Annotated in this window: 19 protein-coding genes; 4 read left to right on the forward strand and 15 right to left on the reverse strand. The window is 73.5% G+C overall.

What is annotated here, in order from left to right; genetic code table 11:
* Positions 1-238: hypothetical protein (locus Cco03nite_RS37090; protein ID WP_203698703.1), on the reverse strand; the 238-nt coding region annotated here is incomplete at its 3' end.
* 49 nt (positions 239-287) lie between these two features.
* A complete protein-coding gene (locus Cco03nite_RS37095; protein ID WP_203698704.1) occupies positions 288-1,469 on the reverse strand; it encodes a trypsin-like peptidase domain-containing protein in 1,182 nt (393 codons plus the stop codon).
* Positions 1,470-1,663: 194 nt separating this feature from the next.
* Here Cco03nite_RS37095 and Cco03nite_RS37100 point away from each other — a divergent pair, with 194 nt between their 5' ends.
* Complete coding sequence (locus Cco03nite_RS37100) at positions 1,664-3,025, forward strand: ribonuclease D (RefSeq protein ID WP_203698705.1); 1,362 nt, start codon at positions 1,664-1,666, stop codon at positions 3,023-3,025.
* On the opposite strand, the gene Cco03nite_RS37105 is transcribed toward Cco03nite_RS37100, so the two are convergent.
* Both Cco03nite_RS37105 and Cco03nite_RS37110 read right to left on the reverse strand, forming a co-directional pair.
* Positions 2,929-3,921, reverse strand: a complete 993-nt coding sequence (locus tag Cco03nite_RS37105) for a hypothetical protein (protein ID WP_203698706.1) — start codon at positions 3,919-3,921, stop codon at positions 2,929-2,931. The two genes, Cco03nite_RS37100 and Cco03nite_RS37105, sit on opposite strands and share 97 nt — an antisense overlap.
* Positions 3,918-4,238, reverse strand: coding sequence for a PadR family transcriptional regulator (locus Cco03nite_RS37110; RefSeq protein ID WP_203698707.1), 321 nt, complete (start codon positions 4,236-4,238; stop codon positions 3,918-3,920). Before Cco03nite_RS37110 ends, Cco03nite_RS37105 begins: the two co-directional genes overlap by 4 nt.
* A gap of 134 nt (positions 4,239-4,372) precedes the next feature.
* Between Cco03nite_RS37110 and Cco03nite_RS37115 the strand changes: the two genes are divergently transcribed.
* On the forward strand, positions 4,373-5,569 hold the full coding sequence (locus tag Cco03nite_RS37115) for a thiolase family protein (RefSeq protein WP_203698708.1): 1,197 nt from the start codon (positions 4,373-4,375) through the stop codon (positions 5,567-5,569).
* Positions 5,566-7,593, forward strand: a complete 2,028-nt coding sequence (locus tag Cco03nite_RS37120) for a 3-hydroxyacyl-CoA dehydrogenase NAD-binding domain-containing protein (RefSeq protein ID WP_203698709.1) — start codon at positions 5,566-5,568, stop codon at positions 7,591-7,593. The genes Cco03nite_RS37115 and Cco03nite_RS37120 overlap by 4 nt, the downstream gene beginning before the upstream one ends.
* A 70-nt stretch (positions 7,594-7,663) precedes the next feature.
* Here Cco03nite_RS37120 and Cco03nite_RS37125 read toward each other — a convergent pair whose 3' ends face one another.
* The 4 genes from Cco03nite_RS37125 to Cco03nite_RS37140 are packed head-to-tail and all read right to left on the reverse strand — an operon-like array spanning position 7,664 to position 10,039.
* Positions 7,664-7,816 (reverse strand): hypothetical protein, encoded by a 153-nt coding sequence (locus tag Cco03nite_RS37125; RefSeq protein ID WP_203698710.1) that lies wholly within the window; start codon positions 7,814-7,816, stop codon positions 7,664-7,666.
* On the reverse strand, positions 7,813-8,202 hold the full coding sequence (locus tag Cco03nite_RS37130) for a VOC family protein (RefSeq protein WP_203698711.1): 390 nt from the start codon (positions 8,200-8,202) through the stop codon (positions 7,813-7,815). The genes Cco03nite_RS37125 and Cco03nite_RS37130 overlap by 4 nt, the downstream gene beginning before the upstream one ends.
* Positions 8,199-9,341, reverse strand: coding sequence for a sensor histidine kinase (locus Cco03nite_RS37135; RefSeq protein ID WP_203698727.1), 1,143 nt, complete (start codon positions 9,339-9,341; stop codon positions 8,199-8,201). The genes Cco03nite_RS37130 and Cco03nite_RS37135 overlap by 4 nt, the downstream gene beginning before the upstream one ends.
* A gap of 17 nt (positions 9,342-9,358) precedes the next feature.
* Positions 9,359-10,039 carry a response regulator transcription factor gene (locus tag Cco03nite_RS37140; RefSeq protein ID WP_203698712.1) on the reverse strand — a complete coding sequence of 227 codons (681 nt, stop codon included), beginning with the start codon at positions 10,037-10,039 and terminating at the stop codon, positions 9,359-9,361.
* A gap of 128 nt (positions 10,040-10,167) precedes the next feature.
* Here Cco03nite_RS37140 and Cco03nite_RS37145 point away from each other — a divergent pair, with 128 nt between their 5' ends.
* Positions 10,168-11,445, forward strand: a complete 1,278-nt coding sequence (locus Cco03nite_RS37145) for a C39 family peptidase (protein ID WP_203698713.1) — start codon at positions 10,168-10,170, stop codon at positions 11,443-11,445.
* A gap of 10 nt (positions 11,446-11,455) precedes the next feature.
* On the opposite strand, the gene Cco03nite_RS37150 is transcribed toward Cco03nite_RS37145, so the two are convergent.
* The 7 genes from Cco03nite_RS37150 to Cco03nite_RS37180 form a co-directional block, all read right to left on the reverse strand.
* A complete protein-coding gene (locus Cco03nite_RS37150; protein WP_203698714.1) occupies positions 11,456-12,736 on the reverse strand; it encodes a PQQ-binding-like beta-propeller repeat protein in 1,281 nt (426 codons plus the stop codon).
* Between the two features lie 21 nt (positions 12,737-12,757).
* Positions 12,758-14,029 carry an outer membrane protein assembly factor BamB family protein gene (locus Cco03nite_RS37155; protein WP_203698715.1) on the reverse strand — a complete coding sequence of 424 codons (1,272 nt, stop codon included), beginning with the start codon at positions 14,027-14,029 and terminating at the stop codon, positions 12,758-12,760.
* Positions 14,026-15,330, reverse strand: coding sequence for an outer membrane protein assembly factor BamB family protein (locus tag Cco03nite_RS37160; RefSeq protein WP_203698716.1), 1,305 nt, complete (start codon positions 15,328-15,330; stop codon positions 14,026-14,028). The genes Cco03nite_RS37155 and Cco03nite_RS37160 overlap by 4 nt, the downstream gene beginning before the upstream one ends.
* The gene (locus Cco03nite_RS37165; protein WP_203698717.1) at positions 15,327-16,625 is read right to left on the reverse strand and encodes a hypothetical protein; all 1,299 of its coding nucleotides are present in this window, start codon (positions 16,623-16,625) and stop codon (positions 15,327-15,329) included. Before Cco03nite_RS37165 ends, Cco03nite_RS37160 begins: the two co-directional genes overlap by 4 nt.
* A 144-nt stretch (positions 16,626-16,769) precedes the next feature.
* Complete coding sequence (gene dxs, locus Cco03nite_RS37170; protein WP_203698718.1) at positions 16,770-18,707, reverse strand: 1-deoxy-D-xylulose-5-phosphate synthase; 1,938 nt, start codon at positions 18,705-18,707, stop codon at positions 16,770-16,772.
* A gap of 176 nt (positions 18,708-18,883) precedes the next feature.
* Complete coding sequence (locus Cco03nite_RS37175) at positions 18,884-20,086, reverse strand: class I SAM-dependent RNA methyltransferase (RefSeq protein ID WP_203698719.1); 1,203 nt, start codon at positions 20,084-20,086, stop codon at positions 18,884-18,886.
* A 67-nt stretch (positions 20,087-20,153) separates the two neighbouring features.
* Entirely contained in the window at positions 20,154-22,160 is a 2,007-nt protein-coding gene (locus Cco03nite_RS37180; protein WP_203698720.1) for an APC family permease, read from the reverse strand.
* Positions 22,161-22,255: the final 95 nt, after the last annotated feature.

The raw sequence follows: 22,255 nt of genomic DNA on the forward strand, positions 1-22,255 counted from the left end.
ACGCGGCGGCCGGCTGCGGGGTCGCGGCCGGGTAGGCGGCGACGGGCTGCGGCGCGGTCGCCGGGTAGGCGGCGGCCGGCTGCGCGACGGTGGCGTCGGCGGCCGGAGCGGCGGGGTAGGCCGGGGCGGGTGCGGCCGCCACGGGCTCCGTGGCGGGAGGGGTCACCGGGAGAACGGGCGCCTGCGCCGGCACTGCCGTCGTGGGAGCCTCGTCGGCCGGGGACGCGGGGTGGGTCATATCTGTTTCCTCCGTGAATGGTGGTGCGCGCCGAACCGAAGGGTTCCGGTCAGCAGACGGTGAAGAGCTTGCAGGCGTCGGCGATGGGGATCGCGAGCCCGAGCCCTTCGGCGTTGAGGTATCCGGCGACGGTGATGCCGACCACTTCCTGCTGGCCGTTGATCACCGGGCCGCCGGAGTTGCCGGGGTTGATGGCGGCGTCGAACTGCACCATCGGGCCCTCCTCGTATCCGGACTCCCGGATCGCGCTGATGACGCCGCTGGTGACGGTGTCGGTGAGACCCAGCGGGGCGCCCACCGCGATGACCTGCTGACCGGGCTTGGCGGGCGTCTTGGCGACCGTGAGTCCGGTGAACTTCGCCGTGGTGTGCAGCTGGGCCACATCACGGAGCTTGTTGACGCGGACGATCTTCGCATCGAACCGCTGCCCGTCACGCGTGATTTTCACGGTGCGGCCGCCGTCCTTGTAGAGCGCCTCGACCACGTGGAAGTTCGTGAACAGGTTGGTGCCGCCGTCGGAGGCCTTCGGCCCGACCGCGAACGCGGTGCCCGTGAAGGGGCCCGCCTCCACGCGGAAGACGCTGGGCAGCACGGCGGCGGCGAGCTTCTCCACGTTGAAGGCCCCGCCGACCTCCTTCTCCAGCGCGCCGAGCCGGGACTCCGCGTCGGTCAAGCGGCCGCCGTCCTTCTGCTGGAGCTCGGTGAGGCGGCGGTCGGCGCCGTCCAGGGCGGTGCTCAGCTCCCCGATCCGCACGTTCTGCCAGGCGACCAGACCGATGAGCACGGCCAGCAGCACGGCGAGCACCGTGTTGAAGCGCAGCACGCGACGCCAGAGGCCGGCCTTCGCGGGGGCCGCGGGCGGTGCCGGCACGGCGGACGCGGGGTGCGGGGGCAGCGGGTACGCCACCGGGACGGGCTGCGGCGGGACCTGCGGCGGCCACGGCTGCTGCGGCTGCCCGGCGGGAACGGGCGGGAACGGGCCGGGCAGGTGACCGGCCGGCACGGGCGGGTACGGCCCCGCCGGAGCCGGCGGGTAGGGACCCGGGTGCCCGGCTGGACCGGGCTGCGCCGGAATCAGGTGGGCGGGCAGCGGCTGCGGCGGCACCGGGTGCTGCGGCGGGCCCGGCTGCGGCGGCATGGGCTGGGCCGGGATCAGGGCACCGGGATGCGGTGCGGGCACGCCCTGCGGGACGGCGCCCGGCGACGTGTCGGGCTGAGGGCCCGTGCTCATGTGTTCCTCCCCGTGCACCGATCAGGTGTGATCGGGCTGGCACACCATACTGGGTGCTGTCGAATCGCATCACCCCCGTTCGGAGCCGTTTTCCACCACGTTCACAGGTCCGTCACATCCGCCCCACCGGTCACCGACGCGCCATACCCGGGGTGCTGCCGTCATCGCCGACCGGCTGGCCGTACGGTGTGACCATGACCGACGAGGACGCACCACTGCGCCGTCGGACCCGCCATCGCACCCCTTCGGGCGACGGCGCGCCGGACGGAACACCGAACGGCGGTGGGCCGACGCTGCTGACCGAACCAGCCGAGGGCACCCCCGAACCGGTGGTCACCCCGGCGGAGTTCGCCGAGGTCGTGGCCCGGTTCGCCGCGGGCACCGGCCCGGTCGCGGTGGACGCCGAACGGGCCTCCGGTTTCCGGTACAGCCAGCGCGCGTACCTGGTCCAGCTGCGCCGCCGCGGGGCCGGCACGGCACTCATCGACCCGGTGCCGCTGGGCGATCTGTCCGCTTTAGACGATGCGCTGGCGGACACCGAGTGGGTGCTCCACGCGGCGAGCCAGGACCTGCCGTGCCTGGCCGAGGTGGGCCTGCGCCCGCGCCGGCTGTTCGACACGGAATTGGCCGCCCGCCTGGCCGACTTCGAGCGGGTCGGCCTGGCCGCGCTGACCGAACAGCTACTGGGACGCACCCTGGAGAAGCATCACTCCGCGGCAGACTGGTCCACCCGTCCACTGCCCCACGACTGGCTGATCTACGCGGCGCTGGACGTGGAGCTGCTGGTCGAGCTGCGCGACGCGCTCGCCGAGGAGCTGGACCGCCAGGGCAAGACCGGCTGGGCCGCGCAGGAGTTCGCCGCGCTCGTCGCCGGCGGCGCGCGGCCGCCCAAGCAGCGCACCGACCCGTGGCGGCGCACCTCCGGCATGCACCGGGTGCGCGGCGCGCGCGCCCAGTCGCGGGTGCGCGCCCTGTGGTACGCCCGCGACACCATCGCGGTGCGCCGCGACACCGCGCCCGGCCGGGTGCTGCCCGACGCCGCGATCGTCGCGGCGGCGGAGATGAACCCCAAGACCGAGCGCGAGCTGCTGCTCCTGCCGGGCTTCGGCGGCCGCTCGGTACGCCGCCTGGCGAACACCTGGCTGGAGGCGCTCGATGAGGCCCGCGCCCTGCCGGACGACGCCCTGCCCACCACTCCGGTGTTCGAGGGGCCGCCGCCGCCGCACCGCTGGGCCGACAAGGACCCCGAGGCCGCCGCGCGGCTGGCCCGCTGCCGCGAGGTGGTCACCAAGACCGCCGAGCAGCACCACCTGCCGCCGGAGAACCTGATCACGCCGGAGTTCGTCCGCCGACTGGCCTGGGAACCGCCCACCGATCCCGACGCGGCCGCGGTCACCAAGGTGCTCAGTGACCTCGGCGCCCGGGCCTGGCAGTGCGGCCTGCTGGCCGAGGAGCTGGCTCAGGCACTGGTCGCCGTCCCCGCGGAACCCGAGCCGGACGGTTCGGCCGGGGAACCGTCCGGGTCGGACGCGGCAACGGACGGCGCGACCGCCTGAGCCGGGCGAGCCGCACCCACCGCGTAGCCGATCGCGTACGCCGACAGCAGCAGTACCAGCTGCGGCATGCCGGTCGCCCGGTCACCGATCACGAACAGCTCCGCCGCCGTGGGATAGGGCAGGCCGAACGACCAGTCGGCGAGGGCGGCCGGCAGCCACAGCGGGGCGAAGGCGTAATGCCAGGTGAGATCCTCGGCGTGGGTTCCGGCCACCTGCGCCACGATCGCGCCGTCGACGGCCACCGCCATGATCGCGGCGCCGAGCAGCCAGCCGCGCCCCGGCCGTCCCCGGCGCGCCTGCCGCCCGGCCACCAGCACGGCGATCAGCAGGCCGGGCAGCCATACCGCCGTCGCGCGGCCGTACTCGGTGCCGATCACCGCATTGACCAGCGCCTCGGTCGCCGCCACCAGCACGAGCACCACGAGCGCGACCAGCCGGACGCCGCGCAGCGGGCCCTGCGTGCCCAGCCACCAGCTGACCCAGCCGACCAGCACCGCGAACGACAGCGCGAGCACCGTGGCGGACGGTGCCTGCAGCCGGTAGACGACGTCGTGGTCGAGGAACGCGGGGAACAACAGGTCGCGGAGCACGCCCATGCCGATGAAGCTGACCACCGCCAGGCCGTAGCAGAACGCGGGCGCGAGCAGGACGAGGACCGCGTGGGTCAGCACCCGCTTGGCCGCCGAGGTTCCGCCGGCGAGCGGCTCGGCCGCGGCGGGACGGGACACGGCGAGGCTGAGCGCGTACGCCAGCAGCGGGCCCGGTCGCCCCTCGGCGGCGAGCACGTGCAGCTCGGCGACCCATTCGCGGTGCAGGTCGGCGCGCAGGGACGACGGCTGGCGGGCGGCCGCGAGGCGCAGCAGCGTGCGGGCCAGGCGGTCGGCGGTCCGGCTCACCACGCGGGCCTGGCCTCGGTCGTGCCCGCGGTGCCGGGCGAGGTGGCGGCGTGCAGCTCGGCGAGGGCGGTGCGCGCCCGCGCGGCTCCCTCGGGTGTGAGCCGGTAGTAGCGCCGGGCCGGTCTGCCCTCGCTCGCGGGGTCGATCTGCTCCCACTGCGCGCCGATCCAGCCGGCCTGCTGCAGTCGCTGCAGGATCGGGTAGAGCGTGCCGCTGGGCAGGTCGGTGGCCTTCATCAGGTCGAGGCCGTACCGGTCCGCGGCGGGGTCGGCCAGGAACGCGGAGAGCACCCGGGCCACCGAGACGGTGATACGCATGACGATCATTGTGTATCGGTTTTCTACATAGGGTCAAGGACGACTTGTGAGTCAAGCCACAGCGGGTCTCTTCACCGAACTAGTTACTCGCGAGTAGCATCCGGGGCAGCTCCCTAACTGCAAGGAGGCAGACCGTGCCCCGTGAAGTCCGCGACGTCGTCTTCGTCGACGGCGTGCGCACCCCGTTCGGCAAGGCGAACGGGGGCATCTACGCGAACACCCGCGCCGACGATCTCGTCGTGCGCTGCATCCGCGAACTGCTGCGCCGCAACCCGCAGCTGCCGCCGGAGCGCGTCGACGAGGTGGCCATCGCCGCCACCACCCAGATCGGCGACCAGGGCCTGACCATCGGCCGCACCGCCGCCCTGCTGGCCGGCCTGCCCAAGACGGTCCCCGGGTACGCGATCGACCGCATGTGCGCGGGCGCGATGACCGCTGTCACGACCGTCGCGTCCGGCATCGCGGTCGGCGCGTACGACGTCGCGATCGCGGGCGGGGTCGAGCACATGGGCCGCCACCCGATGGGCGAGGGCGTCGACCCGAACCCGCGCTTCCTGGCCGAGAAGATCGTGGACCCGTCCGCGCTGGTCATGGGCGCGACCGCGGAGAACCTGCACGACCGGCTGCCGCACCTGACCAAGCAGCGGGCCGACGCGTTCGGCCTGGCCAGCCAGCAGAAGACCGCCGCCGCGTACGCCGCCGGCAAGCTGCAGGGCGACCTGGTCACCGTCGCCACCCGCGACCCCGAGACCGGCTGGGGCCTGGCCACCGCCGACGAGGCGCCGCGCGAGACCACGCTGGAGAAGCTGGCCGGGCTGAAGACCCCGTTCCGCCCGCACGGCAAGGTGACCGCGGGCAACGCGGCAGGCCTCAACGACGGCGCGACGAGCTGCCTGCTGGCCGCCGAGGACACCGCGCGCGAGCTGGGCCTGCCCATCGCGATGCGGCTGGTGTCCTACGGCTTCGTGGGCGTGGAGCCCGAGGTGATGGGCGTCGGCCCGATCCCGTCCACCGAGCGCGCGCTGCGCCTGGCCGGGCTGACCATCGACGACATCGGCCTGTTCGAGCTGAACGAGGCATTCGCGGTGCAGGTGCTGGCGTTCCTCGACCACTTCGGCATCGCCGACGACGACCCGCGGGTCAACCCGTGGGGCGGCGCGATCGCCGTGGGCCACCCGCTGGCCTCCTCCGGCGTACGGCTGATGACCCAGCTGGCCCGCCAGTTCGCCGAGCACCCCGAGGTGCGCTACGGCCTGACCGCCATGTGCATCGGCATCGGCATGGGCGGCACGGTCATCTGGGAGAACCCGAACTTCGAGGGGGACAAGTGAGCGAGATCGTCACCCACGCCAAGCTCCGGCTGGTCACCGTCCCCGGGCTCGACCGCCCGGCCGCGCTGATCACCCTGGACAACGGCCTGGACCACACCAAGCCGAACACCTTCGGCCCCGGCGGGCTGACCTCGCTGTCGCAGGCGATCGACGAGGCGCACGCCGCGCAGCCGTCGTTCATCGCGGTCACCGGCAAGCCGTACATCTTCTGCGTCGGCGCGGACCTCACCGGCTTCTCCGCGATGACCTCGCGCGACCAGGTCGAGCAGATCGGCCGGCTGGGCCACGCCACCTTCGCCAAGCTGCGCGAGAGCAGCGTGCCCACGTTCGCGTTCGTCAACGGCGCGGCCATGGGCGGCGGCCTGGAGGTGGCGCTGCACTGCCACTACCGGACCCTGTCGTCCGGCGCGGCCGCGCTGGCGCTGCCCGAGGTCTCGCTGGGCCTCATCCCCGGCTGGGGCGGCTCCCAGGTGCTGCCGAACCTCATCGGCATCGTGCCCGCGGCGCAGGTCGTGGTGCAGAACCCGCTGATGATGAACAAGATGCTCAAGCCGAAGCAGGCCTTCGAGATGGGCATCGCGGACGCGCTGCTGGAACCCGCCGACTTCCTGGAGCGCTCGCTGGAGTGGGCCGCCGGGGTCGTCAACGGCGCCGTCACGGTGAACCGGGCCGAGGTGGACCGCTCCGAGATGTGGGACGCGGTCGTCGGCTTCGCCCGCGGCGAGCTGGACAAGCGCCTGCACGGCGCGGTCCCGGCCGCCTCGAAGGCGCTCGACCTGCTGACGCTGGCCAAGAACGGCGTGACCGCCGAGGGCATCGAGGCCGAGATCCAGGCCCTGGCCGACCTCGCCGTCACCCCGGAGCTGCGCAGCGGCCTGTACGCCTTCGACCTGGTGCAGCGCCGGGCCAAGCGCCCCGCGGGCGCGCCGGACAAGTCCCTGGCCCGCAAGGTGACCAAGGTCGGCGTCGTCGGCGCGGGCCTGATGGCCTCGCAGCTGGCGCTGCTGTTCGCCAAGCGCCTCGAGGTCCCGGTGGTCATGACCGACCTGGACCAGGCCCGGGTCGACAAGGGCGTGGGCTACGTGCACGCCGAGATCGACAAGGCCGTGAGCAAGGGCCGCATGTCCGTGGGTACGGCAGCCAAGCTGCGCGGCCTGGTCAGCGGCTCGGTCGACAAGTCCGTGTTCGCCGACGCCGACCTCGTCATCGAGGCCGTGTTCGAGGAGCTGTCGGTCAAGAAGGCGGTCTGGGCCGAGCTGGAGCAGATCGTCAAGCCGGAGACGGTGCTGGCCACCAACACCTCGTCGCTGTCGGTCACCGCGATGGCCGCCGACCTGGCGCACCCCGAGCGGGTGGTGGGCTTCCACTTCTTCAACCCGGTCGCGATGATGCCGCTGCTGGAGATCGTGCGCGGCGACGCCACCGACGACGCCACGCTGGCCACCGCGTTCGCCGTCGGCAGGCAGCTGAAGAAGAGCTGCGTGCTGGTCAAGGACGCCCCGGCGTTCGTGGTGAACCGGATCCTGACCCGCTTCCTGGGCGAGATCTGGAACGCCGTCGACGCGGGCACCCCGCTCAAGACCGCCGACCGGGCGCTGGACCCGCTGGGCCTGCCGATGCGGCCGATGGCGCTGCTGGCACTGGTCGGCCCGGCGGTCGCCGCGCACGTGGGCGGCACCCTGCACGGCGCGTTCCCGGACCGCTTCTCGGCCAGCCCCAACCTGGCCGCGATCGCCAAGTCGGGTCTGCCCCTGCTGGTCGACGAGCGGCTCAACCCGGAGGTCGAGGCGCTGCTCGTGCAGGGTGACGCCCCGCTGACCGGCGAGCAGGTGCGGGAGCAGGCGCTCGCCGCGCTGGCGCAGGAGATCCGGCTGATGCTGGACGAGGGCGTGGTGGCCGAGGCCGCCGACATCGACCTGTGCATGATCCTCGGCGCGGGCTGGCCGTTCCACCTGGGCGGCATCACGCCGTACCTGGACCGCGCGGGCGTCTCCGCCGCCGTGACCGGCCGCACCTTCGCCTGACGCGACACGATGATCGCTGTTTCCGGACAGGAAACGGGCTTCGACCCGACTTCTTGACCGGAAACAGCGATCACCGCGTTTCGGTGACCGGGTCGGCGGCGTTCGGCTGCTGCGGCTGATCCTCCGACCGGGACTGCACGAAGCGATAGTGCGCTTCGGGGTCGGCGATGATCGGGATGTCCGCCGCCGCATCCAGCAGTGCCTTCAAACGGGCCTCGCTCATACGGCTGCGGTGGCACGTTCGGCGGCGGAGCGTTCGACGCAGAACTCGTTGCCCTCGGGGTCGGCCATGACCGCCCAGCCGGTGCCGTCGGGGTTGCGCAGGTCGTTGACCAGGGTCGCGCCGATGGTGAGCAGCCGCTCGATCTCGTCGTCGCGGCTGCGGTCGGTCGGCTGCACGTCGAAGTGCAGGCGGTTCTTGACGGCCTTGCCCTCGGGCACGGCGATGAACAGCAGGTCCGGCCCGTCGTCGGGCGACATGAGCAGCGCTGCCGGGTCTTCGGGCTTGTCGTCGGGGTCGCGGGGGTAGCCGGTGACCTCGCTCCAGAAGCCCGCCAGCGCGTACGGATCGGTGCAGTCCACGGTGATGTGCCGGATCAGAGAGGTCATTTCACCGATGCTAGGGGCAGCGCGATGGTGACCTCCATACCGCCACCGGGCAGTGCCACCGCGCCGACCGTGCCGCCGTGCGCCACGCACACCGCCCGCACGATGGACAGGCCCAGGCCGGAGCCCCGGGCACCGGTGCGCTCGCGGCCGCCGCGGCGGAACGGCTCGAACAGTCCGGGCACGTCGGCCTGGTCCACCTTGAACCCGGTGTTGCCGACCATGAGCCGGGCGAACTCGCCGTCGTGGCGGCTCTCCACCCAGATCTGCCCGCCCAGGTGGTTGTAGCGGACCGCGTTCTCGATGAGGTTGCCGGCGAGGCGGTCCAGCAGGCTGGGATCGCCGATGACCGGAGCGGGGTCGAGCTTGGTGTCGACCGCGATCTTGATCCGGCGCACCTCGTGGTCCATGGCGGACAGCGCGCCCAGCACGCCCGTGCCGAGGTCAACCGGCTCGTTGCGCAGGCCGGTGCGGCCCTCGCTGCGGGCCAGCATGAGCAGCGCGTCGACCAGGGCGTTGGCCCGCTCGGACGCGTCGCGTACGACGGTCGCCATGCGCTTGAGCTCGGCGGTGTCCACCGCCGGGTCGGACAGCGTCACGTCGATCTCGGTGCGCATCACCGCCAGCGGGGTGCGCAGCTCGTGCGAGGCGTTGGCGACGAAGCGCTGCTGCGCGGTGAACGCCGCGCCGAGCCGGTCCAGCATCGCGTCGAAGGTGTCGGCCAGCTCGGCGACCTCGTCGTCCGCTCCGGTGTAGCGGATGCGCTGGTCGAGGGTCTCCCCGCCGAGCTTGCGGGCGGTGGCGGTGACGTGGTGCAGCGGGCGCAGGGCGCGGCCGACGACGGCGTACGCCCCGAGGACGCCGACCAGGCTGATCGCGAGCACGGCGACCAGGCCCTTGACGGTCAGCTCGGTCTGCGCGGCGGCCAGCACCGACTCCTGCCACTGCCGGGCGTCCAGCTGCTGCCCGTCGGCGAGCCGGACCACGGTGCCCGGGGCCAGCTCGTCGGCGGGGTGCAGCACGGCGTTGACGACCAGCCAGGCGACCAGCATCAGCAGGACGCCCGCGCCGACCAGCAGCACCCCGTTGAGCAGGGTGAGCCGCAGCCGCAGGGTGGGCCGGAAGCCGCGGCGGGCGGGCACGCGTTTCGGCCGGGCCGTCACGCGGCACCGTCCTGCGCCGCCGACGGGATGCGGTAGCCGGCGCCGACCAGCGTCTCGATGAGCCCGGGCTGCCCGATCTTCATGCGGAGCGTGCGCATGGTGACCCGCACTATGGTCGTGAACGGGTCGGTGTTGGCGTCCCAGACCCGTTCCAGCAGCTCCTCGGTGGAGACCACGCCGCCGCGGGCCCGCAGCAGCTCCTCCAGCACGCCGAACTCCTTGTTGGTCAGGTCGACCAGCACGCCGCCCCGGGTCACCGAGCGCTTGGCCGGGTCGAGTTCGAGGTCTCCGGCGCGCAGCACGGGCGGGGTGACCGGGGTGGCCCGGCGGCCGAGCGCCTGCACCCGGGCCACCAGCTCGTCGAAGGCGAACGGCTTGGGCAGGTAGTCGTCGGCGCCCAGGCGCAGGCCCTCGACCCGCTCGGCGACGCTGCCGCTGGCGGTCAGCATCAGCACCCGGGTCAGCGCCCCGGAGCCGACGAGCGCGGCGCACAGCTGGTCGCCGTGCATACCGGGCAGGTCCCGGTCGAGCACCACCACGTCGTACCGCGTGACGAAGGCCATCTCGTGACCGACGCTGCCGTCGTAGGCGACGTCCACGGCCAGCCCGTGCCGGCGCAGCCCGCGGGCGATCGCATCGGCCAAGTGCCGCTCGTCCTCCACCACCAGCACCCGCACGTCTCCGCCTTCCTTCGGCCCGGTTCCGCACACGAAGATAGAACCCCGGGGCCATTGCAAAAAATCTTCGTCTATAGAACTCTCATTGCAGAGAATCTCCAGCGTCCGGCACACCACGGGAGGCACCGATGAACCGACGCAACGTCCTGCGTACCGCCGCGGGCGCGGTCGTCGCGGCCGCCGCCGTGCCGGCCGACGAGGCCGCCGCCGCGACGGGCAAGAAGCCGCCCGCCGGCCGGGACATCGCGTTCCGCCGCTGGGACTCGCCGCAGCGCTGGGCCGAGGGTACGGGCAGCGGCGTCTTCGCCGGCACCGGAGGTCTCACCTTCGCCGCCCCGACCGGGAACTTCTCCCACACCGACCCCGTCACCGGACTGACCACCGACTACGAGACCGCCTCCTGGACCGGGCCGGAGACCGCCACCGGCTTCGCCGCCACCGAGGTCATCCCGTCCTGGACCGCGGACACCCCCGGCGCCTGCTTCGTGCGCATCGAGCTGAGCGGCACCACCGTCGCGGGCACCACCACGAAGTGGTTCGACCTCGGCCGCTGGGCCGCCGACGACGTGTCCTTCCGGCGCACCTCCGTACGCGGCCAGGGCGACGCGGACGGCACCGTGTACGCCGACACCTACGTCGCGGCCGACGGGCGCGCCCTGGCCTCCTGGCGGCTGCGGGCGACCCTGCTCCGCCCGGTCGGCAGCACCGACGTGCCGGTGCTGCGCACCCTCGGCGCGGTCGCCTCGGCGCTGCCCGCCCCCGGCAAGCTCACCCCGAGCGTGCCGCTCGCGGCGCAGGGCGTGGTGCTCGACGTGCCGCAGTACTCGCAGCAGATCCACCAGGGCGAGTACCCGCAGTGGAACGGCGGCGGCGAGGCGTGGTGCAGCCCCACCTCGACGTCGATGGTGCTGGCCTACTGGGGCGCCGGCCCCGCCCCCGCCGACTACGCCTGGGTGGACCCGTCCTACGCCGACCCGTGGGTCGACTTCGCCGCCCGGCACACCTTCGACCACGACTTCGACGGGTGCGGCAACTGGCCGTTCAACACCGCCTACGCGGGCCGGTTCGGGCTGCGCGGTTTCGTGACCCGGCTGCGCTCGCTCAACGAGGCCGAGCGGTTCATCGCCGCGGGCATCCCGCTGATCGCCTCGGCGTCGTACAAGAAGGGCCAGGTGCCGGGGCTGGACTACAGCACCAGCGGGCACCTGATGGCGCTGGTCGGCTTCACCCCCGGCGGCGACCCGGTGCTCAACGACCCGAACTCGGCGAGCAACGCGCAGGTGCGCAAACCCGTCGGCCGGGCCGAGTGGGAGGCGGCCTGGCTCAACAGCAGCCGCGGCGTGGTGTACGTCATCCACCCCGCTTCCGTGCCGCTGCCGACTCCGCCGGGCCAGGCCAACTGGTGACCCCGCCCGGTCAGTCCGCGAGGCGGTAGACGTCCAGGCCGATCAGCGACTGGCAGACCAGCGTCGCGCCGCCCAGCCAGCACCGGTCCAGGGTGATCCCGCCGGTGCCGACCAGCCGGACCCGGCCCGGCCGGGCCATGTCGACCACCCCGAACCAGGTCCGGTCGCCGTCGGTGCGGGTCAGCACCAGCCTGCGGCCGTCGGTCCCGGCCGGGATCCAGCCGTCCAGCCGCAGCAGCTCGGCCCCGGTCGTGACGTCGCGCAGGACGCCGGCCAGCGGGCGCTCGTCGGTGCCGGTGAGCACCCGGCCCGGCCCGAGCGGGGTGAACCCGCCGATCCGGCCCTGCCAGCGCACCGCGCCGTCGGCGGGGTCGAGCAGCCACACCTCGTCGGCCGCGCTGGCGCAGACCAGGGGCGAGCACCCGGTCAGGTAGACGTGCCTGCTGTCGAACGTCGGCGCGACGTCCCAGGCCGTCTCCAGCGCGGGCAGGCGCAGCGCGGCCACCCGCCGCCGCCCGGCGCGCTCGTACGCCACCACCGCCAGGCTGCCGACCACCTGCATGCCGCTCGCCTGCGGGGGCAGCGTGCGGGCGGCGCCCAGCCCGCCGTCGAGGCCGACCGAACGCACCCGGTCGCCGCCGCCGACGGTCTGGACCAGCACCATCCCGGCGAGCTGCCCGTCGACCAGGTGCGGCGCGAGCCAGAAGGAGCTGTCGAGGGTGCGCCGCCACAGCCGCCGTCCGCTCGCCACGTCCCAGCCGCCGTACCAGTCGAGCGCGGCGGACATGCCGACCAGCACCGCGGTCGCGCCGCCCGGTCCCACGCCGAGCAGGTAGGCCCGCTCCTGCCACCGCCGCTCCCCCGTCGCCGGGTCCAGCCCGTACGTCGTCCACGGCTCGGCCGCCGCGGCGCTGTCGAGCACCGTGACCAGCAGCGTCCCGCCGAGCCGCCGGGCCTCGTGCACCTCGGTGGAGTCGCCGTCCAGCGGCAGCCGCCAGCGCTCCGCGCCGTCAAGGCCGACGGCGACCAGGCTCCGGCCGGCCTCGCCGCGGTGCATCGCCAGCACCAGGTCATCCGCGAACACCACGGGCGCGGCGAGCGGGGGCGCGAGCTGGGTGATCCAGTGCAGCGGCACGGCGGGCACCGGCGCGGATCCGCCGCAGGCCAGCAGCCCGGCGAGCGCCACGATCAGCAGTGCCAGGGCCTGCCGGCCCGACCGGGACAGCCGCGGCCCGTCGTCCGGCTCCTCGGCGAGCCCGCGCGGGTCGCCGAGGTCGATGAGCACGGTCACCCTGCCTCCCGCCGGGCCGGATCAGTCGCGCAGCCGCCAGAGGATCGCCTGGTCGTCGTTCCGCGTGCAGAGCAGGATCCGCTGCTCGAACGCACACCGTCGCACATCACCGGGCAGCTGCGCCAGCACCTCCGGCCCGTCCGGGCCGAGCCGGGCGACCTGCAGCACCCTGCCCTCCGCCACCTGGCGCACCAGCACCGACACCGGCGACTGCTGCCACGGCACCGCCCAGCCCTCGACATCGACCGCCCGCCCGGTGTCGAAGGAGATCACCGTGTGGGGGCGCGGACCGAGCCCGCCGTCCATGTCCCCGTCGCGGTCGAAGATGAGCAGGTGGGAGTCCCTGGTCAGGTACGGCCCCGTGGCCAGTCGGCGGATCACCGTGCCGGTCGCCCGGTCGGTCACCTCCAGACCCGCGGGCGGGTCGGACAGCGGCACACAGCGCAACAACGGACCACAGTCGACACTCCGGCCGTCCGGCACGGGACCGGGCACCGCCGCCAGCGTCGTCCCGTCGAACCAGGCCGTCCGGGGGCCGGCACCGGTGGTGTAGCCGAGGGCGAGCTCACCGCCGATGGCGAACGCCGAGTCGACCGTCTCGGGCACCCGCACCGTGCCGCTGCGCAGCACCCGGCCGTCGCGCCCGCCGTACGCCGTGACCAGCCCGTCCGGGCTCACCGTCCAGGCTGTGCCGCCCTTGGCGTCGAACGCGGTGTTCACCGCGTCCGGCATGGTCCACAGCCGGGCCCCGGTCCGCAGGTCGTGGATGTGGACCGCCGGCGCGCCGTTCGCCCCGTACACCGAGCCCATGGTGTGCACCGTGTCGCCGGTCGGTTCCATCAGCTGGTGGGTCCGCCACAGCTCGGCCCCGGTGGCGAGGTCGAGCGCGACGCTGAGTTGGGCGTTCCCTCCGTCCGACTGCGCGATCACCGCGATGTCCGGCACCGCGGGCGAGACCACGATGCTGCTCAACTCGGGCCGGTCCGGCAGCTCCACGCTCCACCGGGCCGTGCCGTCGGCCAGCTCGTACGCCGTGAGCCGGCCCTGCCCCCGCAGCAGCACCACGTCCCCGGCGAACACCATGTCGGTGTGCAACGCGTCGGCCACCGGCACCCGGGCCAGCTCGATGAGCCGCATCTCCGGCGCGGCCGCTCCGCCGAGCGCCAGCGGCAGCGCCGCGGCCAGCACCAGCGCGACCACCCGCAGGCGGCGTCGCGGCCCACCGGGTTCGGGCAGCGGTTCGCGCCAGCCCCCGCCCAGGTCGATCACCGGTCCACCCGCCGCGGTGTTCATGGCCGCTCCTCTCCGATGCGCCAGATGACGACGTCGCCGGACGTGGTGGTGCAGGCCGCCGCCCGTGGCACGGTGGCGCACTGCACCAGCCCGTGCGGCTCCCGGCCGAGCGGGCGCAGGCCGTCGGCGGTCAGCTCGGCGAGATGGGTGGCGAACGGATCGTGATCCTCGTGCCCGAGGAGCCGGGCCACCTGCCCCGTCGTGGACAGGACGCGCCAGCCCGCCACATCCGTGCGCAGCCGGCCGCCGGCCGGCTCCAGCCGACCGGTCGCGGCGCTCCCGACGCGGCCGCTGCCGAACAGCAGCAGCCCCGCGGCACTGCCGACGTGCGCCGTGTCCGGCGCCAGGGGCCGGATCGGCGCGCCGGTGGCGCTGTCGATCAGGTACGGCGTCGCCTGGTCGGCCGGATAGGCGCAGGAGGTGCCGGCTCCGCAGTCGTACTCGCCGATCCACCGGTGCTCCCCGCCCACGGGGCCAAGCCCGTCACGGGCGTACCACCGCACCCCGGCGACCTGCTCGAACCCGTCGGCGTCGAACCGGTAGCCGATGATCCCGACCGCGTCACGGCTGGTCAGTACGGTCATCCTGGTGCCATCGGGCAGCCCGATCCTCGTCCGGCGGCGTACCGCGCCCGTGGCGAGATCGTGCTCCACCAGCTGCCCGTCCCCGGTCAGCTCCCACAGCCCCGAGCCCCAGCCGTCCACGGCGAACGACCGCGCCGACACCCGCCAGCGCGGCGCGTAGGTCGCCAGGTCACGCACCTCGACCGCCGGGCGGGCCGGATCGCCGGAGAAGGCGAGCAGCACGTCGCCGACCGGTTGCACCTGGGCCGGCGCGCGCCAGCGCACCTGTCCGGTCATCCGGTCCACGGCCACCGCCTCGTGCGACGTGGACTGCGGCTCCGTCGACTCGCCCTCCGGTGTGGAGAAGCCCAGCACGATCAGGTCGCCCGCGGCGTGGATCGAGTCGGCCACGCGCGGCAGGCTCCAGCGTCGCCGACCGTCGGCCGCGTCGTACGCCGTGATCGCGTCATGGGTCTGCACCAGGAGTGTGTCGGTGCCGGCGGTGGCGAGCAGGAACGCCTGCGGCTCGAACCAGCGGGCCAGCTCGGTCAGCCGGGCGGGCGGCGGCGGCTTGTCGGCGATCATGGTGAGGGCGAGCAGCGCCAGGCAGGCCGCGGCGGCGGCGGACACGGTCCAGTGGCGGCGCCCCGCCGGCCGCTCGACCGGCTCGGCCGGCTCGGTTGCCCAGCCGTCACCGAGGTCGATCACGGCGGTGCCGGCCAGGCCGGGCCCGGTCACCGCGGCTCCTGTTCGACCCGCAGCACCACGATCTCCCCCGCCATCGTGGCGCAGACCAGGGTCCGCCCGGTCAGGGCGCACTCCCGCAGCAGGTACGGCACCGCCCCGAGGCGCACCGCCGCCCGCTCGGTCAGCTCCGCCAGGTACGTGCGCCGGTTCGGCAGGTCGTACCAGCCGAGCACGTGGACGAGATCGCCGTTCGCGGCGAGCACCCGCCAGCCCTTCAGCCCGGTGTTCAGCTCCCCGGTCCGCGGATCGAGCACCCCGCGCACCGTCGGCACGCTGAAGTCGTTCTGGCCCTCCTGCCCGAGCAGCAGCGGGCCCAGCGGGCTGCCGGCCGTCTGCCCGGCGGGCATGGTCCGCAGCACGCCGCCGGTGGCCGGGTCGACCAGGAACACCTGCTCGCCGTCGAAGGTGTGCCCGCAGCGCAGACCGCGGCCGCAGTCCTGCTCCCAGGCCCACTGGCCGGCCGCGCTGAGCGCGGTGAGATCGGTGGTGGAGTACCAGAACGTCGTGCCGCGCGCCCAGCCGCCGTCGCCGAACCCGGTGACGCCCACCGCGTCGCGGCCGAGCGTCAGGTTCAGGTATCGGCCCGGCTCGGGCAGCCGCACCCGGGCCGCCCGGCGCACCGCTCCCGTGTGCAGGTCGTGCTCCACCAGCTCGCCGTCCGGCGCGATCCGCCACAGCGCCGCGCGCCGCGAGTCGACGGTCCAGCTGAGCGCGGCCGGCACCCGCCAGCGCACCCGGCCGGTGCGGGTGTCGCGCAGCTCGATGTCCGGCGTCACGGCGGCGGGCTGGTAGGCGACCATGACGTCGCCCCGCACCTCGAGCTGCCGCTCGCTGCTCCAGCGCCGCTGCCCGGTCGCCCGGTCCACGGCCACCGCCCACTCGGGCTTCTCCTGGGCGGGCTCGTTCATCGCGTCACCGCGGAACAGCACCACCACGTCGTCGTACGCGACCGCGTGGACGAGCGCGGCCTCCTGGACCGACCACAGCTCCCGCCAGCCGCGCGGGTCGTAGGCCACCGCGCGCTGGTTCTCGAAGACCATGACGAGAGCGTCGTCGACCACCCACGTGCTTCCCGCCGACGACGGCAGGAAGGCCAGCGTGGACACCCGCTGCCGGGGCAGCCGGTCGGCCGCGGACACGCCGGTCAGCACCGCGGCCACGGCCAGCACCGCCGCCAGCAGGCGTATCCGGCCGGACGTGACCACCGGCCCGGCCGGCTCGTCGGGCTCGTCGGCCGCCAGCACGCCCAGGTCGATGACCCCGACGCCGTCCGGCTCACGCACCACGCCCGCACCACCTCACGCGTCCGTCGACGGATCGCCGCACCGCCGGGCGGCCGTCCGGCGCGACCGCAAGGCTCTTCGCGTGCTCAGACGCGCCGGAGCCGCCGACGGGTTGTCGTCGGCGGCTCCGGTCGTGCTCGGTCGGTGCTAGCTGCGCACCGAGGTCGCCAGCGGCGACGGCGCGGCAGGGGTGACCGCGGCGGCCCACTTGGTGACCCGCTCGGTGATCTCCGGGACGGTCAGCCCGATCTCGGCGAGGATCTCCGCCCGGGTGCCGTGGTCGATCCACGTCGACGGCACGCCGAGGTCGCGCAGCGGCACGTCCACCTCGTTGTCGCGCAGCAGCTTGGAGACCGCGTCGCCGACACCGCCGGCCCGTACGCCGTCCTCCAGCGTCACCACCAGCTTGTGCTCGCGGGCCAGCGGCACCAGGTCCACCGGCGCCGGGCGCACCCAGCGCGGGTCCACCACGGTCACGCCGTAGCCGCGCTCGGCGAGTTTCGCGGCGACCTGCACCGACAGGTGCGCGAACGCGCCGACCGACACCAGCAGCACGTCCTTGCGCTCGGCCTCGGCCAGCACGTCCAGCCCACCCAGGCCGTCCGAGCCGCCGACGCGGCGCAGCGCGGGCAGCGCGGCGGGCACCGAACCGGTCGGGAAGCGCACGATGGTCGGACCGTCCTCGATGCCGATCGCCTCACGCAGCTCCTCGCGCAGCGTCTCGGCGTCCCGCGGGGCGGCGATGCGCAGGCCCGGCACCACGCCGAACACCGACATGTCCCAGATGCCGTAGTGGCTCGGGCCGTCGGGGCCGGTGATGCCCGCCCGGTCCAGCACGAACGTGACCGGCAGCTTGTGCAGCGCCACGTCCAGCAGGACCTGGTCGAAGGCGCGGTTGAGGAAGGTCGCGTAGATGGCGACCACGGGGTGCAGGCCGGCGAGTGCCAGGCCCGCCGCCGAGGTGGTCGCGTGCTGCTCGGCGATGCCCACGTCGTACGCCCGGTCCGGGTAGGCCGCGGCGAGCCGGTCGATGCCGGTGGACTCGGGCATCGCGGCGGTGATGCCGACGACGTCGGGCCGCTCGCCCGCGATCTCGACCAGTTCCTCGGCGAACACCTTGGTCCACTTCAGACTGGGCGCGGCCAGCAGCTTGCCGGTCTCCGGGTCGAACGCGCTCGGCGCGTGGAAGCGGTCGGCCTCGTCGTTGAGGGCCGGCTGGTAGCCGTAGCCCTTCGCGGTGACCGCGTGCACGATCACCGGGCCGCCGAAGCGGCGGGCGCGGCCCAGCGCCGACTCCAGCGCGACCTGGTCGTGCCCGTCCACCGGCCCGATGTACTTCAGGCCCAGGTCCTCGAACATCGCCTGCGGGGCGACGGCGTCCTTGATGCCCTTCTTGACCGCGTGCAGCGCGTCGAACAGCGGCTTGCCGACCAGCGGGGTCTTCTCCAGCGCGTCCTTGACCAGGTCCAGGACCTTCTCGTAGCCCGGGTTCAGGCGCAGCGTGGCGAGGTGGTCGGCCAGGCCGCCGATGGTCGGGGCGTACGAGCGGCCGTTGTCGTTGACGATGATCACCAGCGGGTTGTCCGTGGCGGCGATGTTGTTCAGCGCCTCCCAGCACATGCCGCCGGTCAGCGCGCCGTCACCGACGACCGCGACCACGTGGCGCTTCTCGCCACGCAGGGCGTAGCCCTTGGCCATGCCGTCGGCGTAGGAGAGCGCGGTCGAGGCGTGGCAGTTCTCGACCAGGTCGTGCTCGCTCTCGGCCTGGTTCGGGTAGCCGGTGAGGCCGCCGCGCTGGCGCAGCTGGTCGAAGCCGTCCATCCGGCCGGTGACCATCTTGTGCACGTACGCCTGGTGGCCGGTGTCGAAGATGAAGCGGTCGGCCGGGGAGTCGAAGACCCGGTGCATGGCCAGGGTGAGTTCCACCACACCGAGGTTCGGCCCGATGTGCCCGCCGGTGCGCGCGACCTTGGCGATCAAGAAGTCGCGGATCTCGGCCGCCAGGCCGGTCAGCTGCTCCGGGGACAGCGTTTTGAGGTCCTGCGGCCCTTTGACCGAGCTCAGCAGGCTCATACCCTCGTTCATGCCCTCTCCTCGCTGCCGTCCCGTACCGCACTCCGGTGGGGGTGCCCTACGTTCCGCTTACCCATGCCGGGGAAGTCTATCGGCAGCACGCTCGGCCGCTCATCGGCTCGCCACCCCTTCACGAGACCTTCACTCACTCCTGGCCGCCGCATGGCAGCCGCTTGGGCGACACCCGGTCACTCCCCCGGGTTCAGCAGCGCGACACATTCCACGTGGTGCGTCTGCGGGAAGCAGTCGTAGGCCCGCAGGGCCGTCAGCTTCCAGCCTTGCTCGCGGAAGGTGCGCACGTCCCGGCCCAGGGCGGCCGGATCGCAGGCGACGTACGCGACCGCTCGCGGACCCGCCGCGGTGATCGCCTTGACCACGGCCGCGCCGGCCCCGGTGCGCGGCGGGTCGAGCACCACCACGTCGGGGTGCGGCAGCCGCTCCTTGGGGCGGCGGTCGCGGTGCAGGGCCCGCTCCACCGTCGCCTCGACGACGCGCACCGGCAGCGTGGCCAGGTTGCCCCGGGCCGCCGCGACGCCGTCGCGCGCCGACTCGACCAGGGTCACCGCGCCGGTCACCCCGACCCGGTCGGCCAGGGCCGCGGCGAACAGGCCCGCGCCGCCGTACAGGTCCCAGGCGTGCTCGCCGGGCCGCGGGTCCAGCAGGTCCAGCACGGCCTGCGCCAGGGTGTCCGCGGCAGCCGGGTGCACCTGCCAGAAGCCGCCCGCGGAGATGGTGAAGTCGTGCCCGGCGGCCCGCTCCACGAGCTGCTGCGGCGGCTCCTGGACCAGCTGGGCCGGGCCGGTCGACGGCTTGACCACGTCGATCAGGTCGGTGTCCGGCCAGCGCCGCTCCAGCACGTCGAACGCCTGGATCTCCGGGTGCGCGATGCGGCAGCGGCTGATCGCCACCACCTCGTTGGAGCGGTGCTTGAGCAGGCCGGGCCGGCCCAGCGCGTCCGCGCGGTAGCGGACCCGGGTGCGCCAGCCCTCGTCCCCGCCGGGCAGCTCGGCGACCGCCACGCCCAGCGCGTCCACCTCGGCCTCGGTCAGCTTGCCGAGCCGGACGAGCTGCTCGCGGACCACCGCCGCCTTCCACCGCCGCTGCGCCGGGGACGCGACATGCTGCAGGTCGCAGCCGCCGCAGCCGTTCGCATGGGCGTACGGGCAGCGCGGAGTGATCCGATCCGGGGATGCCTCCAGCACCTCGACGCAGTCGCCGCGCAGGTAGGCCTTGTGCAGCTCGGTGATCTCCACGAGCACCCGCTCCCCGGGCAGCGCGTGCCGCACGAAGATCACCTGACCCTCGTGCCGGGCCACGCAGTGCCCGCCGTGCGCGATCGGCCCGACGGTCACCTCGACCTTGTCGCCCTCGTAAAGCTCCGTCACCGTCATGCGCGCTCCTCGCTGCGCTCGTCGCCCACATGACACACGTGCCCGCCGATTCGCTCGCTGCGCTCGCTCATGCGTCCTCTCCCGCACGCGGGCCGCGGGCCGGGGTGCGCACCAGGTCGCGGTCCAGCCGATCCAGGTCGGTGCTGTTGGTCGAGGCGAGCTGCCAGGGCACGCTGGTGACCATCACGCCCGGCTCGTACAGCAGCCGGCCCTTGATGCGCAGCGCGGACTGGTTGTGCAGCAGGTGCTCCCACCACCGGCCCACGACGTACTCGGGGATGTAGACGGTCACCACGTCGCGTGGCGAGGCCCGGCGCAGCGACTTCACGTAGTCGATGATGGGCCGGCTGATCTCCCGGTAGGGCGAGTCGACCACGGTCAGCGGGGTGTTGATGCCCCGGCGCTCCCATTCGGCCTGGATGGCCCGGGTGTCCGCGACGTCCACGTTGACGGTCAGCGCGGTCAGCGTGTCCGGCCGGGTCGCCTTCGCGTACGCCAGCGCCCGCATGGTCGGCAGGTGCAGCTTGCTGACCAGGACGATGGCGTGGTTGCGGGCCGGCAGCACCGGCCGCTCCTCCGACGGCACCAGCTCGCGGGCGACCGTGTCGTAGTGCCGGCGGATGCCCACCATGATCGCGTAGATCACCGCCATCGCCGCGATCGAGATCCACGCGCCGTGGGTGAACTTCGTCGCCAGCACCAGCAGCAGCACGAAGCCGGTCAGCACCGCGCCGAAACCGTTGATGACGCGGGCCCGTTTCATGCGGCGGCGGGCCGACACGTCGCGCTCGGTGCGCAGCAGCCGGTTCCAGTGCCGCAGCATGCCGATCTGCGACAGCGTGAACGACACGAACACGCCGACGATGTACAGCTGGATCAGGCGGGTGGTCTCCGCCTGGAACGCGATGACCAGGATCGCCGCGAAGACGGCCAGCAGCAGGATGCCGTTGGAGAAGGCCAGCCGGTCGCCGCGGGTGTGCAGCTGGCGCGGCAGGTACCGGTCCTGCGCCAGGATCGAGCCCAGCACCGGGAAGCCGTTGAACGCGGTGTTCGCGGCCAGCACCAGGATCAGCGCGGTCACCGCGATCACCAGGTAGAAGCCGAGTGAGAAGTGGTCGAAGATGGTCGAGGCGAGCTGCGCGGTCACGGTGGGCTGCACGTAGTTCGCGGGTACGCCGACGATCTGCTGCTGCGGGTCCTCCACGTACTGCAGGCCGGTCTTGAGGCTCAGCGCGACGATCGAGACCAGCATGATGATCGACAGCAGGCCGAGCATCAGCAGCGTCGTGGCGGCGTTCTTGCTCTTGGGCGGCTTGAACGCGGGCACGCCGTTGGAGATGGCCTCGACGCCGGTCAGCGCCGCGCAGCCCGAGGAGAACGCACGCACCAGCAGGAAGGCGAACGCGAAGCTCGCGCCGACCTGCAGCCCGTGCTCGGGCAGGATGGTCAGGTCCGCGCTCGGGGCCTTGAGGTCCTCGCCGAGCACGAAGATCCGGATCACGCCCCAGCCGATCAGGCCGAGCATCGAGAACATGAACAGGTAGGTCGGGACGGCGAACATGACGCCCGACTCGCGCAGGCCGCGCAGGTTCATCGCGGCCAGCAGCGCGATCAGCAGCACCGCGGTGACCACCTCGTGCCGGCCGATCAGCGGGATCGCCGCCCCCAGGTTCTCCACGCCCGACGAGATCGACACCGCGACCGTGAGCACGTAGTCCACCAGCAGCGCGCTGGCCACCGCCAGACCCGACTTGGAGCCCAGGTTGACCGTGGCGACCTCGTAGTCGCCGCCGCCGGACGGGTAGGCGTGCACGTTCTGCCGGTAGCTCGCGACGACGGTCAGCATCACCACCACGACCGCCAGCGCCACCCACGGGGAGTACGCGTAGGCGGCCGCGCCCGCGATCGACAGGGTCAGCAGGATCTCGCCGGGCGCGTAGGCGACGCTGGACAGCGCGTCCGAGGCGAAGATCGGTAGTGCGATGCGCTTGGGCAGCAGGGTGTGCTGCAGTCGGTCGGAACGGAACGGCCTGCCGAGCAGGAGACGCTTCAGCAGGGAGGTAGGGCTCGCCACATGTGGGAGCCTACGACGCCCGGGCGCGGGTGCACGTGGCACTCTGATGTCGCGCGCCGTACGCGCGCATGGCAGGCTGGGCGAAGGTGGGAGTC

The organism is Catellatospora coxensis, from assembly GCF_016862635.1.
In the GTDB taxonomy this organism is placed as follows: Bacteria; Actinomycetota; Actinomycetes; order Mycobacteriales; family Micromonosporaceae; genus Catellatospora; species Catellatospora coxensis.